Origin of the sequence: Flavobacterium sp. GCM10023249 (assembly GCF_042653365.1) — a bacterium.
Taxonomy (GTDB): Bacteria; Bacteroidota; Bacteroidia; order Flavobacteriales; family Flavobacteriaceae; genus Flavobacterium.
Map to the genome: position 1 here is coordinate 242,999 of NZ_JBHSHZ010000006.1, position 14,917 is coordinate 257,915.

General features: G+C 35.6%; 13 protein-coding genes. 2 read left to right on the forward strand and 11 right to left on the reverse strand.

Annotation, left to right across the window (positions count from 1 at the left end; translation table 11 throughout):
- Positions 1-12 precede the first annotated feature (12 nt).
- Positions 13-402 (forward strand): SPOR domain-containing protein, encoded by a 390-nt coding sequence (locus tag ACFO7M_RS02620; RefSeq protein WP_379718410.1) that lies wholly within the window; start codon positions 13-15, stop codon positions 400-402.
- A gap of 65 nt (positions 403-467) precedes the next feature.
- Positions 468-1,154: a hypothetical protein gene (locus ACFO7M_RS02625; RefSeq protein ID WP_379733887.1), complete on the forward strand. Its 687-nt coding sequence runs from the start codon at positions 468-470 to the stop codon at positions 1,152-1,154.
- A 49-nt stretch (positions 1,155-1,203) separates the two neighbouring features.
- On the opposite strand, the gene ACFO7M_RS02630 is transcribed toward ACFO7M_RS02625, so the two are convergent.
- The 11 genes from ACFO7M_RS02630 to ACFO7M_RS02680 form a co-directional block, all read right to left on the reverse strand.
- Positions 1,204-1,371, reverse strand: coding sequence for a hypothetical protein (locus tag ACFO7M_RS02630; RefSeq protein WP_379718404.1), 168 nt, complete (start codon positions 1,369-1,371; stop codon positions 1,204-1,206).
- 384 nt (positions 1,372-1,755) lie between these two features.
- Positions 1,756-3,333, reverse strand: a complete 1,578-nt coding sequence (locus ACFO7M_RS02635; protein WP_379733889.1) for a hypothetical protein — start codon at positions 3,331-3,333, stop codon at positions 1,756-1,758.
- Between the two features lie 236 nt (positions 3,334-3,569).
- Positions 3,570-4,706: a type II secretion system F family protein gene (locus ACFO7M_RS02640; protein ID WP_379733891.1), complete on the reverse strand. Its 1,137-nt coding sequence runs from the start codon at positions 4,704-4,706 to the stop codon at positions 3,570-3,572.
- The gene (locus ACFO7M_RS02645; RefSeq protein WP_379718395.1) at positions 4,696-5,169 is read right to left on the reverse strand and encodes a type II secretion system protein; all 474 of its coding nucleotides are present in this window, start codon (positions 5,167-5,169) and stop codon (positions 4,696-4,698) included. Before ACFO7M_RS02645 ends, ACFO7M_RS02640 begins: the two co-directional genes overlap by 11 nt.
- The gene (locus ACFO7M_RS02650) at positions 5,162-5,491 is read right to left on the reverse strand and encodes a hypothetical protein (protein ID WP_379718392.1); all 330 of its coding nucleotides are present in this window, start codon (positions 5,489-5,491) and stop codon (positions 5,162-5,164) included. The genes ACFO7M_RS02645 and ACFO7M_RS02650 overlap by 8 nt, the downstream gene beginning before the upstream one ends.
- Positions 5,479-6,738 (reverse strand): hypothetical protein, encoded by a 1,260-nt coding sequence (locus ACFO7M_RS02655; RefSeq protein WP_379718389.1) that lies wholly within the window; start codon positions 6,736-6,738, stop codon positions 5,479-5,481. Before ACFO7M_RS02655 ends, ACFO7M_RS02650 begins: the two co-directional genes overlap by 13 nt.
- A gap of 2 nt (positions 6,739-6,740) precedes the next feature.
- Positions 6,741-7,247, reverse strand: a complete 507-nt coding sequence (locus ACFO7M_RS02660; RefSeq protein ID WP_379718386.1) for a hypothetical protein — start codon at positions 7,245-7,247, stop codon at positions 6,741-6,743.
- A 1-nt stretch (position 7,248) separates the two neighbouring features.
- The gene (locus ACFO7M_RS02665; RefSeq protein ID WP_379733893.1) at positions 7,249-8,187 is read right to left on the reverse strand and encodes a hypothetical protein; all 939 of its coding nucleotides are present in this window, start codon (positions 8,185-8,187) and stop codon (positions 7,249-7,251) included.
- A 5-nt stretch (positions 8,188-8,192) separates the two neighbouring features.
- Positions 8,193-8,921 carry a hypothetical protein gene (locus ACFO7M_RS02670; protein WP_379733895.1) on the reverse strand — a complete coding sequence of 243 codons (729 nt, stop codon included), beginning with the start codon at positions 8,919-8,921 and terminating at the stop codon, positions 8,193-8,195.
- A gap of 668 nt (positions 8,922-9,589) precedes the next feature.
- Positions 9,590-10,138: a hypothetical protein gene (locus tag ACFO7M_RS02675; protein ID WP_379733896.1), complete on the reverse strand. Its 549-nt coding sequence runs from the start codon at positions 10,136-10,138 to the stop codon at positions 9,590-9,592.
- A gap of 20 nt (positions 10,139-10,158) precedes the next feature.
- Entirely contained in the window at positions 10,159-14,895 is a 4,737-nt protein-coding gene (locus ACFO7M_RS02680; RefSeq protein WP_379733898.1) for a lamin tail domain-containing protein, read from the reverse strand.
- Positions 14,896-14,917 lie beyond the last annotated feature (22 nt).

Below are 14,917 nucleotides of genomic sequence, written 5' to 3' on the forward strand. Positions count from 1 at the left end.
TTTACATTCATTATGAGATTTTTAGATTTTTTTAAGAAACCACAATACCTAGTCTTAACCGTTTTGTTTTCAGCTTTTTGTTATGCACAAGATGGAAAAACATCTGTAAAACAAGATCCAAGATTTGAACAACTGCTCGCAGAAAAAAGAAAAGTCAACAGTTCATTAAATGTGAACGAACGATTCAAAATACAAATCTTTACGGGAGAAAGCGAACCAGCAAAGAAAACATTGACCGAATTCCGAAAGACCAATAAAAACACAGATGCAACAATTGTTTTTAACACACCTATCTACAAAGTTTGGGTTGGGAATTACAAAACGAGAATTGAAGCTGAGAAAAAACTTTCAGAAATCAAGAAGAAATACCCCAATGCATTTCTGGTAAAACCCAATAAATAGTCCGAAACTGAGTTTCGGATTTTTTATTTCAAAATCATTATATTTGGTAATCAATAACAAAGAAAATGAATTCAAAACACAGCATCATCGCAATAGCAACGGCATTCTGTCTTCTTTCTTGTAAAGAAGAACTACAACCTCAAGCCGATTCGTCAGCAGTAAGAGCAGAACAAAACCAAACACCATCGACGCCTAAAACAACTACAACCCAAAACACTCAAAACACACAAACAACACCAGCAGCAACTACAACACAAGCAAAAGGACCGGTAAATCCAGCACATGGACAACCAGGCCATCGATGTGACATTGCAGTTGGCGCTCCATTAAACAACAATACACCAAACACGTCACAAGCACCCGCAGTCACCAACAAAACTGCGACTCCTCAAAACGTAAAATTCACACCACAAATGACAACCACTCAGGTAAAAACCGCAAAAGGCATGAACCCGCCCCACGGTCAACCTGGTCATCGTTGTGACATTAGTGTTGGTGCTCCTCTTAACTCAAAACCCAATACAACTACAATCACAACCAATAACAACACCAATTCATCTTATACCGTAACACCCAGCACACCACAAGGCACCACCCCTAGCCTTTTAACACCAACTACAGCAACTCCTGCTGCTTCAACAGCAACCGCACCCGGAATGAATCCTCCACATGGACAACCAGGCCATGTTTGCGGTATCGCAGTAGGCGCACCATTGGATAGTCAGAAAAAAGAGGAAAAGAAAACAGAATAAAAAAGAGCGCCAATGGCGCTCTTTTTTATTCTGTAAGACATGAAAATTTTTAATTAATCATATCCTTATCGTTCGTTTCAATTTCTTGAATCTTTTTATAGTCATCATTCATTTTTTGCTCTAAGTCCTTTTTATCCTTTTCATTTTTAAGGTACAAAAAACGAACAAGAAAAATAACGAATATTAAAGCTATTGCTATGTAAAAATAGTTGCTCATACTAATTGATTTATACTACTAAATATAGACACAATTTAGCATATAAAGGTTATGCTAAGGTTAAATAAACAAAAAGTTGCAAAAGTATCATAAAACAACAATTTCAACCATCTTTAATCATTTCAATTTTAATAAAATCAGAACAACTTCGTTTTATAACAAACGACATACTATACTACCTATCCGATTATTAAAAAAACTTTCAATTGCAGCATAAATTAGAATTAGCAACTTAAAGAATTTGACTATTCAACATGACAACCAAAGAGAACATTACACTAAATGATACATAATAATTATAACTTCATTTCCAACAAACCATAAACAAACGCTGTTTGACGCAACAATTAATTAAAAAGGCACTCTTACAGAGCGCCTTTTTAATTAATTAATTTTCTTTTCTAATTTTTCAATCCTTTGATTTTGTTCTTGAATTAACTTATTCTGAGCTTCAATTTTTTTATTTTGCTCTATAGTATAAAGCGTAAGCTCTTCGATTTTTTGTAATAATTTAATTTGGAATTCACCTACATTTACACCTTCTTTTTCCATTTGTTTCGCAGAAGCAATTTCGGGTAAATGTTTCTTTTCCTTGATATGTTTTTCTACATCTTCCAATTTGGGAAGATTATAATCTTCTTCAAAAACGAAATCGGCAGTAGGCGTATTAGTTACTTTAATTTCTTTAGCTTCTATTTTTGCATCGACTTTCATGTTATCACTAAAAGAAGATTTACCTATAACATCAAGTTTAACAGAAGGCGTTGTTGTACCAATCCCAATATTCCCATTGTCTTTCACTACGAATTTAGCCGGTTGATAATCTCCTTTTGAAATTCTCCATTCTTCTGTTCCTACATTACCGAAAAACCAGTTATTCGTTCCATCAAGTAATTGTGTCTGAATACCCTCAATATATCCACCTGTAGTTGTATTTCTTTTCAATGTCAACATAGGAGAATAACTCTGAATAGTATGCGCTTCTGAATAAGAATCCCCAACAACATGTAATTTATAAGTAGGAGACACTGTCCCAACTCCAACATTACCATTATCAATTATTTTCATTCTATTTGTCCCAGCTGTTAAGAAATTTATGGAACCAGTTCCTCCGGTACTGTAGGTGGAATTAATTTTCGCCCCATCTGTATCCGCAAAAAGTTCAATTCTATTATTTCTTGTACTATTATTATCAAATAATGAAATCTTACCACCTGAACCTTGGGTCGTTGAAATATTACCATTAACATCAAGCTTAGATCCAGGATTTGTAGTTCCAATACCAACATTACCAGTTTCTCTTACAGAAAAATATTCGTTTAGCGACACAGTTGTACCGTCAGCTACAGCTTGATTAGCAGGATTAGCATACACATGAAACCCTCTGAAATCAGTAACAATAGCAGACTTAGCAGGTGTAATAGGTGTACTAGATGCCCAAGCACCTGCAGTTCCTAATTTTGCTTTCACACCATAACCCATAAAAGCACCACCAGAATCACAAAGCGCGCCCCAATTCACTACCGTACCATTACTATATCTTCCCGACAATATATTTTGTCCTTCCGGAGTTCCTCCAGCACCGGCAAGGATAGTACCTCCTAAATCAATATTTCCAGCATCATTTGTTACTAGCAACTGTCGCCAAGTGCCCCAAGCGGCATCCTGCGGATTGGCATTTCTGTAAAATATCCCAGTATTATTAAAATTAAGTTGGTGGTTTTTATTACCGGTATTATCAGACCAAGGCGCAATGGTAATATTTGTTCCATAGGATCCTGTTGCAATACCATTCAGACCAACAGCCGTGATAGTCTTGAAATCTGCTCTAAATTTAAAAGGACTAAAATTAGGTGCGTCAGTTGTAGTTTCCGAACCACTGTTTATCCCTAAAGCAGTGGGTGTTTGAGCATTTGAAACAATGCAAGACAATGTTACAATAGCAACGAGTAATTTTTTCATGAGAAGTAATTTCTTATTTTTTTAGATATAATAAACCAAGAAAATTCGCAAATTGTATTCATAGTCGTAAGCACACAGCTATGATCAATCAAACTGATAAATTATTGATATAGTATACAAGGGAATAATTCGGGTGCAAAAATAGTTTTTTAGTCAATACTAGAAACTAAAATCAAAAAATAATTTTGCTTTTTGGCATTCCATTTATTGATTGGAATATTTTCATTTATTCTCCATTAGCCAATAACACTGCTCAACTGAAACATTGGTAAATACATTGCAATCAACAAAACAGCCACCAACCCACCGACAATTAAGATAATGAGCGGTTCAAGCACAGTTGACAATGTTTTGGATTGCGTTAAAAGCTCTTGACTAAACTGCTCATTCAATTGCTTAAAGACATATTCCGTTTGATTGGTTTCTTCTGCTACTTTTACTAGAGAAATAATTCTGTTGTCAAACAACATCTCACCTTTCATACTTTCGCTCAAAGAATTCCCCAAGATAATCCTTTGTTTGATCCTTATGAGAGATTCTTGCAAAGGCACAAATCCTATCATTTCTGAAACCATTTCAATACTAGTCAACATAGGTACTTTGGAAGCAGTTAAGAGCGCAACAGCCTGAATAAATTGCGCCATATAAACTTTAACTACAAAGGTTCCTGCCAAAGGGGTTTTAAGTAAAACATTATCAATGATTTTTTTATAAACTGGATTATTCGCAAAGAACTTTACAGAAAACAAAAAAGACAAAATCAATACCAAAAAATAAAGACCAAACTCTTTTAAAAGATAGGATAAGCGAACCACCATTTTAGTCAAAAATGGCAACTCCATATTATTTTGCCTGAAGATATCTTCAAACATCGGCACTACATAAGTAAGCATAAATACAACAACCAACATGGCGGTACACAACACGATAGAAGGATAAGTCAAAGCGGCAATGATCACTCTGTTTTGTTCATTTTTACGAGCATAATACACCCCTAACTCTTCACAAATCCTGTCAATATTACCCGTTTCTTCACCAATTTTCAATGATTGAACTTCATATTCAGAGAATTGACCCGTCTTTTTCAAAGAATCAGAAAAAGATGCTCCTTGTATCAAATCATTCAAAACACTTTCGATACGTTCTTTGTCATTTTTCTTTTTAATGGATTCCGATATAAGTCCCAAACCATCTTTAAGACTAACCCCTGCTTTTAGCAATACTGCTAACTCCTGATAAAAATATTGTTTCTTTTTTGAACCGAAGCTCTTACCGAAAATTTCAATTTCTTTCTTTAGAATACCATCTAGTCCACCATCAAAAGATTTCCCACCCGATACTTTTGCTTCCGTGTTTTCTATTTTAAAAGCCATCTATAATCTCCTTTCTTGAAAAAACCAAATCATTCTTCTTAAACACAAATATCTTATATCCTTTTATCTCATTTTCACAAGAAACCGAAACAGCATCAATTGTACCAGTTCGAGTGGTAACAGATTCAAAGAAAACATTCTCTATGGTTGCCTTAACGCGAATTGTATCTCTATTTCTAAGCACAAAATCTTCTTTAAAGTCATATACAACACTATCCAATTCTGACTTCATCTTCAATTGTCTCAAGTGTGTTGTTTCAACGATTTGCATACGATTGAAATCACTCCATAACATTTGTTCAAGAAAAACAACTTCGACAGCTTTCTCATTATCCTTACCAATAACTTCGATTTGTTTCTGAATGATGCGCAATACTGAAAATGCTAAACCGACCACAATACCGGTGATAATCATTACGACTATCAATTCAGCCAACGTAAAAGATTGTAGTTTCTTACTCATAAACTCTCTCCCTCTTTACTTCATTTCCTTTGGCATTAACAGCTATAATTTCATACGTGGTAATTCCATTTATAATTTTGCTATTAATCACAATTTTCCAACCTTGATATTCCTCACTATACGGAACAGGTCGTTTATGATTCTGCAGCTCATATTCTAAAACATTCAACCGATAATTCACAATAAATTCCTTTTTAGAATAGGTATTCAGAACAAGATTATTCAAAATAGTACTGGCCACCATGAAAATAACTACAATTAACACCGTTGCTATAAGAGCTTCTACAAGCGTAGCCGAACGTAATTTCCTCAATACAACCATTTCACTACTCCCTTCTTTTGTTTCGCAAACAATAAACCAGAATATATCTCCGGAATAGTTACATTTTCGATAGTCCCGTTATTTATGTGATTTACAAAAACAGAACCTGCCTCATTCACCACAAACTGATTTACAAATGCAGCTCCTGATATCTTCCCTCTAATTTCAAGATTTCCATTACAAAAAACATGACCGGTTACCCTTACCCCTTTTTCAAAAAGCACATTAGTCCTAAAATTACTCATTTGCTCATATTGCTTCAAAAAGCAAACATTCCCGTTTACTATAGCATTTTCAGCCAGTTGGAGAATTGCTTCATTTTCATTACTATCACTAACTGCATTATCATTAATTAGGACTAAAGCAGATGGGTACTCTAATTCAGCACCTCGTCCAATTCTAATTGTACGGGAAGCAATAACTTGAAAACATCCTTTAACATTATCATCAATAATTACTTCAGGAGCAATGATAATAATATCTTTTAGTTTCGCTGATGCTTTTACATGCACTACTTTATCAGATTTGAGAATGAAATTACCCGTAACACTTACATTGTCAATTATAATTTCCGAATTGGAATACAAGAGGCGTGTAGCTTTTCTGAAAGAATTACTATGTATACCTTGAATAAGATTTCCTATTGGTTCAGAAGGTTGATTCGTAGTAAAATAACCTTTTAATACTTTAATAAAATCAACATTAAACTCCGGAAGTTTTGGCCCATTAACCTTAACTGTTCCATTAATTAATTGTCCACCATAAAAGCTGTTGCCGTTAATATATCCCGGCTTGACACCTTGTGATGGCAAAAAAACATTTCCTTTTATTATAGTTTGACCCACAACCGTTAACGGATTATAGTTTTCTTTAAGACATAATGTTGGTGATGTTTTGGCGTTAAAAATACCGGAAATAAGAGCTACTTTTTCAAATACCTTTTTTCTGTTGCTTGTTCTGACAAATGCTTTTTGAAAACTACCCCATTGTGAAAGATAAGATTCACTAAGAAAACCATGTTCTCTAAGTTGAACTTTAGCAGTATCGGTAGATATTTTTTCCTGATATAGCAATGAGGCAATCCCATTATTTGCCAACTGCAAATTTTCGATAGAAGCTTTGGATTGTTGTTTGAAATACCCAAGAGTATAAGCATACAAAATCATTCCCGACAGCAACAATGCGATAAGTACCGCAATAAAAACCGTAAACTGAAGAGCACCTGATCTTAACCTTTTGAAAATCATTTTCATTCTTCAATTACGAACAAATTGACTTCATTTTTATATTTCACATCAATGGTTTCACGGTCACCTTCAATCAAAGTAACCTCATTCTCAGTTGAGCCAATCTTCATCAAATAAGTACGCCCATTGATAACAAGCATAAAAACCTTATTCTTGTTTTTCGTATCAGAAACAATTCCTTTGTATTTGATCTCTGGCCAAACCAAAGGTTCTTTAATTTTAATCTGTGGCTTCACCTTTTTAGCACTTTTAACGGGTCTACCATTTGAAGAAGTTGAATTTGTTGATACAGACTGATAACTCCCTCCAAGAAATGGGTCTCTGAAATTAACATCTATTTCACTAGTATCGGCTGCAAACTTTTTAATTGGAGAAAGATTTACAGGATGAACCGACCCAGTGTTTAACTGTTCTTCCTGCTCTGAGAATGAAAAGAATTGATATAATACGCTTCCCCAGATACCTAATACCAGAGGCAACAATATATAAATACTTTTCTTGTTCTTCATTTTAATTGATTATTAAACTATATACAGTACTTCTGTTTCCTTCATTACCAGCAACATCAAATCCTTTCACAAACCAATAATACGTCCCTGATGGCAATGTAGTAGTATATCCACTAGTCGCCTGTGTTTCAGAATGCAAATCGGTTAAAGCACTATTCTTATAAATATAAATTGTATCATATTCGGCACTGCCAGAAATATTCGTTCTTGACCAGCTAAAGGTTAGACTGGTCCCTGAAGTGGTACTTGCATTTGCTGGCGCTAATAAAGTCGGAGTATTGGGTACAGTTGTATCTACTTGTATTGAATTAGCACTATACAAAGTATTTTCTGAACCATTACTGGCTCTTACCCTCCAGGTAAAACTACCATCAGGAAAAGAATAGTTAAAATTAGTGGCGCTTAAAGTCTGATTCGTTACAATCGTGTTAGTAGAATCATAAATCTGTAATTGATAATTTGTAGCACCAATAACTGACTGCCATTGAAGATTGTGAGTGGGTACTTTGGTAATAAAATTATTGGCAGGTGATGTTAACAACACAACATTATCCTGAAAATTAGAATTATCTGCTATAGTAATAGTTCTGGTCTTAAAAGGTGTTGAAGTATTTCCGCTAATTGCTCTTACCCTCCATTGATAGGTTCCGATATTCAACTGAGTTGTGAACGTAAGCGTGGTCACCTCGGTATCCACCAAAATTTGGGAAGGAGCATCGAAGTTAGGCTTAGCAATTTGGATTTGGTATTTTTTGGCATATTGAACAGCCTCCCAATTCAAATTCACAGTTGTTGTATTAAACTGTGCGTTATCCTGTGGTGCCACCAAAACGATTTCTTCTTCTGAAATATCATCTTCCAATAAAATTTCTTCGCATGAAAGAAAAAGAAAAGAAGTAAAAAAAGCCAACAACCTAACAAGCAATTTCTCTTTGTTCATCATCATTACATTTTAAATAAACTCTCTTCTCTTTTGTCTTCCTTGATTTTTGAAAAGCTCTTCCCTTGGCAAGAGCTTCCGGAATTAACCACATCGGCAATATACCACTTCCCTTTAGCATTCGAAGACCAGCAAAATGAACCGGATTGATACCCTAATACACGATCCTGCTTCAATTCGAGCGTTCCGGTCTTTTTCCCTTCATTAAACAATGCAACCGTATATTTCTTGTCCAGATTATTCACCAGATAAAGAGCATCAGCCTGTTTGATTTTTAGTAAATCTTCATTGGAAAGGTAAACTGCTATGGAAGAAACCACCTTAACATCCGAAGTATTCGACAATAAAGTAAAAACCTTTTCATTATAGGTTTCATTCAATTCGTTGACATAACCCAGTTTATCGGCTATTTTAAGAACCACCATTTCAGGTTTCACATCTAAACTATCAACATAATTCAACTTCGCGGTATTCTGATTGTATTTATTTTTCTTAAGATAACTTTTGGCCGTCTTTTTGGAAAACGGAATTATTTCAACACTTAAGCGGATTTTATTTTCCAATACAGGAAAAGCAGTACTTTCAAAGGTATTTTTAGTAAACGACGATTTTACCGAACCAACACTTCCCAATTCAACAGTGCTGTTGGTTACATCGTAATTTTCCTTATTGATTTTTATAGACTGACAAGCCATCAGCAAAACAAGCAACAAACCGGATGCTATTTTTTTCATTTTTAAAAATTTGGGCGTAAAAGTACGGATTAAAAGGGATAACGCAAAACTATCGTTTCAGGACTGAACATCATCAAAACCTAGTCCAATATCTTTTCTAATACAAGCAACCTACATTGAACAATAATCTGAAAAATACCCATTAGTTGGTAATAGTGTAGGGAAGAAAAATCAGTAAAAAGAAAATGCAATCGCTTTTTGGAATTTTTGGCTGGTATTCATATTCAATTTAAAATCGTGATTCTAATCGTTAAGCAATTATTTTTCATTTACGGTTTTACATTTTCAAGAAAGCAGCATCTGTTTCTAAATCAAATAATTGAAGTAAAAACCCTGTTAAAAAGTTACTAAATTCAATAAAAAAGGCAACTTGGGATTGCCAGAATAGTAAAACCGGAAGCAAAAATAAGATATTGAACTTCTTAAGCACTATTTTTTTGTAAAAAAGTTCTTGCTTTTTTAGCATTCCATTTTACAAACATTTTCAAACAAAAAACCCGCTTAAAAGCGGGTTAAATGCATATGAGTTTATTTTTACATCCATAAAATGAAAATTATTAAGTTTTCAAAAAAACTTTCCTAATAAATTTTATCATAAATAGTATTGAGTGTGACGCTCGCAGTATGGGTGGAATATATCAAACCACGCAATAAAGCGGAGAAAATTTTTAAAAACAGCATGTTTTTGATATTTTATAAATACCTTTTTCATTAACAATCGTAACATCGAAAGTTGTCTTTTTATACTCTGAATCTAATTCATTTAGAGGATACTCCGCAATAAAAGATACTGCATAAGTTTTATCCGTTTCTTTTTTTTGATTAATTTCTAAGCTATTCAAAGATTGTTCACATATAAACTCGTTATTGGTTATATAATCAAAATCTTTATTAAAATCTTCAATTTGCTTATTATAAAAATTTTGGGTGCAATTTTTTTTCTTAATTGAATCTAACTCCTTAAAAAAAATTGTTGTTTTTGATTTGTCTTTTGCATTTGGAGAATTTAAATAAAAATCAATATACTCTGAATAAAAATTAATTAGCCATTTTTTTTCCAGATGAATACTATCTACAGATTGATCTATCGAAGAGATTGTATCATTAATCTTACTCGATTTTTTCACATTTTCAATATTTGACAATGAATTTGTATCGTGGTTTTTACATGAAAATACACCCAAAATTATTATTATGTATAAAAATTTTCTTTCCATTATAAATGACATTTAAGTTATTAATTCCATCTGTAAATTTTATACGGTGAATTATGTTTACGATATCCTGATCCTGCATATATGCTATTTTGATACCAATAAGATACCCATTGACTCCCATTATGTATAGCAATATGTCCATAAGGAACCCCATTTTCATCTGCAGTACCACCTGGATAACCTTGCATAACCACAATATCTCCCTTGAGATAATTTGTTGTTCTTATTTCTTTAAATCCTAACCCCACCAGAAATGGTCCCCAATCCCTTGCTGGTATTGGTGATCTGGGATTGAGTGTTGTTAACTTATCCCTAGGCATACCAAATCCGTCTTCAACACCATACCTTACATATCTCGCGCAAGCACCTCTTTCCCCTTTAGGGACTAAATCATGAGTGCTGTAAGCATTAGAATTCATTGTTGCAACTGCACTATCAATATTGAAGTCTCCAAATGATCCGTTACCCCTCCCCATCGTCGGCACCTCTACAACTGCTGTAAAATTTTTACCGGCAACCCATTCGGTTCTATTATATAAATCAAAAGACATGCTGTCATGTGAAACTATTTTACCAAATGAACTAGTTCCCCAACTGCCATCCGGGGATACAAAATTAGCTCCGTAACATTTAAAACCACTCAATTCTCCTGACACGTCCATCCAAACTAATTCTCCTGTAGGATTTCCATTTGCGTCTAAACGTCTATAAAAATCATCCGTATGTCCTCCATCCGGATCAATCTTACCTACCGGGTTATTCCCCATCCCTAAATAAGGTGAGAAAAATTCACCTTTAGGATCCGGGTTCAGCCATCTTCCTATTCGGCCATCCCACAAACGCAATTGAAAAGCCTCCATGTTTGTATCTTTATCATACTCCTGTCCTTGGTAAGCATAACGATAATCACTAGTCATCCCTACATCTCTTCCGGGAAGTTTTTCTCCAAAAGGATAATAATCAGCATAGAGATAAAATGTCCCGTTAACTTTCTTTTGTGCTACTGCCCTAACATTACCAAGATGATCAGCAATTTCATAATTCATATAATTACCTCCCTGATCTTTCACAAACATTCCCAGACGGGATAAACCATAAATTGGCAATTCTTTCTCTACAACGCTTCCTCCTGATGGCTTATTATAAATTGCCATTACATTTCCTCCAAAATCCAAGGCATAATAATCTGTATACAAAAGCACACCACTGGCATTATATGACTCTTTTTTAACTCTTTGTCCACGTTCGTTATAGTAAAACTTTACAGCTGTATTAATTCCTTTTTTAACTTCTGTAATCAACCCCTGAGTGTTGTAAAAATATTCCAGTCCTTCAGTGGTATTTTTCTCCAATTGTCCAATGGCATTATACGCATAAGCCGTATTTCCTTCTAAATCCAAATTATTTGAAGGCGTTACAACCCCAGTATCATTGACATTATTCAGTCTGTTTTTTCCAGCTACATAACTGTAATTCAGAACATCTGTAGGTTGTGAACTATTATCTGTACGCTGAAGACTTTTAATATTACCGTTTGCATCATAGCTTAATGAGCCTTCTTTAAACATCCCTGAAGGTGTAATAGCACCTGTATTATCAGTACTGCCAAAAGTAGCATCAGTCAACCATCCGTTTCGGTTATAATTGTACATGTAAGCTTTTTGATTAGCCACGCCTCCGGTTATATCATCTTTGTTAGCCCAACGCATCGCCTTGATATTCCCATTAAAATCCTGATTAGCTCCTGTAATAGTAGGTGAAGACGCAATACTGGTATTAGATCTCTGATAATCTCCGTCATGATAGTCCAAAATAACCCCAAATATATCATTTGCATCATGCCCCGGATCTTTAGACTGCTCCAAAGATGGATGGTTGACACTCTTGAGCTGACCTCCCAATGTATACACATAATCCAATCCCTGTACACCCTGCCCAATATTGGTACGTTTCAATTCTCCGGTGACATAATATTTATAATCAGCATGGGTAATAAAGGTAGTGTTGTCTGTAGAGGTTTCCACTTTGACCAATGCATTATTCAGATTATAGCTGTATCGGTGTATAAATAGTTCTGATGCTTTATCCTTCTGATAAATCACCTTACTTGGATTTCCTTTATAATCATACTCATAATGAATTGTTTTTGCCCCCAATCCTTCGGTGTACTGCACCAGCCAAATCACTCTCCCGTAGACATCATAACTGAACCAACTTATCACATTAATAGTTGATCCTGTTTTACCGAAACTACATACTACGCTACCTTCCAGGTTTTCCTGCGCATAATTTGCAGAAGCAATACCTTCAGCAGTCAACACATTGGCTAATGTCAAATTCGATGGGATTACAATAGACGTAACATTGTTTTCAGGATAATCATAAATCGTACCGGTTTGTTCTGAAGTGGTACCCGATACCAAAATCCCATCCGGATTAGCCGAAGCCTGCGCCCACACACCAGTCGCAGCTGTTATCACACCACTCTCGACTGGGCGTGCCAATTCATCATAATTAGTATAAGAAACTTTGTTATCAGCCTGTAATTCATTTTGCGAATAACGGATTTGTCCGTTATTACGGTAAACAAACTTACTGATCCCCTCATCAGGGCTCTTTGCTTCTTTAATTTTTCCTTGGTCGTTATATGTAAAAGTCGAAATAAAGGCTGTTGCTCCGGTTTGCATATGAGTTGGAACATCTTTAATCACCGCATTGAATTCATATCCGTTTGGCTGAATGCTCTTTATCAATTGACCTGTTTTATTATATACACTAACAGCATATTCATAATAGTTCACATTATAAGAAACACCTTTGGCACCAGAATCATAAGTAATTGATCCTCCAGAAGGAGTCTGCCCTATATATACTTTAGGATCTACAGTTGGGATTGTTGTCGCTTCAACACGATAGCCTTTACCTGAAACCAAAGTCGTAGGTGTTGGGATAATCTGCAAACCGGTTTTCAAATCAAACACTTTATAATCTGTAGTAATATTGCTACCAAGAAGAACCCCATCAGGAGCTCCTGCAGGAATATGCACATCTACATATCCTTGTGTTCCGATAAGTGAATACACTGGATAGCTTGTTGGCCCTCCGGAACGGGCTATAGCCAATGCCTTTCCTTCGCCGTCAGTAAAAGTCACATTCTCCACTCCGTTAGCATCCACACTCACCGATTTGAAGAATTTAGTAATCACTTCTTCTTTTCCGTTATTTATGGCTCCGTCATAGTAATTATAACCGTATACATAATACATTTCCTGGGCTGCAGGTACTGTATACGAATAACCTGTTTTCCATTCGTTGCCGATTTTATTACCTCCAACTACATTAATGGTATTGCCCGGGTTCAGGCTGTTGTCATAATTAATCTCAGAATAGGTTTGTTGGGCAGTAGCCTGATGGGTTTCGTAGGTGTTGTTATCACTGTAATACTTATCTACAAACTGTGACTTGTATCCCGCATCTGATAAATACTTAACATTGTCAAAGTTCATACAGGTTGGCACTGAAAACGACTGTTTCCATTGTCTGCCGAAATCATCATAAACTGTTTCTGAACCCCAGGTCAGGTTCGTTTGAAAATCCTTGCTAACCGAAACTTTAGGCTTACCCAAATCATCAAAATAAGTTTTGGATTGCGCTATCACACTTCCGTCCTTGATATCATATGCAATGGACTCGGTATTGTTATCATTGTTCGGATTCACAAATGTGGTCAAAGTCATGTTCGGATCCAATGGCATCAAGGGAACTGCAACTTGCGGGCTCTTACCCGGTGAAGCCGTAGCTATAGCAAAAGTCGTTGTTCCTCCAGCATAATAACCCTCGACAGTCGAGCGGTAAATCGCTTTTCTAAGATTATCGTCAATTCCCGTATAAGTTCTGTTTCCGCTACCATCCAATATATAACTTCCGTCAGGGTTTCGCGCTGGGATACCTCCTAAGGGCCCTTTAAAAACTCCTCCGTCATCATTACTTAAAAACGGGCCTATTTCAACCCAACCATCATCATCATAACCTACATGCAGATTGTTCACGGGATCCTGTCTGTAAACAACCTGATCCACTAGTTTACCGTTAGGAGCATGAAGCGATACTTTATCTTCATTATTAAACAACACCATGGTGTTTTGTAACACTATGCTGCTGGATGCATTATAACCGCTTGTAGCTAATACATCAGGAAACAATTCTTCGAATTTAGCCCTGCCACCAATGGCATTCGGCGCTCCACCTGCTGTCTGTCCCGGATATTGATCTGACATTGCTCCATACCACTTGAATCCACCATAAGTAATAATTTTATGACCCCCAGGCGGAATAATGAAATCCCCGTTAACAGCATCAGCCGTGAGGGTAAACTCCGTATGGTTATCCTTGATAATCCAACCTGTTAAATCAATTGGTGAAGTTGAAGAGTTGAACAATTCAATATATTCTCCGAAATAGTGGTACTTATCCTCAATACGTTCATTAAAATGCGTATCAAAATGAACTTCCGAGATCACCACTTTACCATATTGGTTACACAACAAAGGATTACCTGTCGAACCTTGGTTATTAATTCTCGCTATAAAAGTAAGGTTCGGATTGGTTATCGCACTGGCTCTGAAACCGGGCTTCATACTAACCGTTTGTGCGTCCTCTACAGTTTGCGACCAGGTAACCGGTGTATTAAGAACGGTTTGGGCGTGAAGACCGAAACTTAAAATGGATAACCCTGCTAGTAAAAGTTTTTTTATCATAAAAACAACGTCTTTTGTTGTT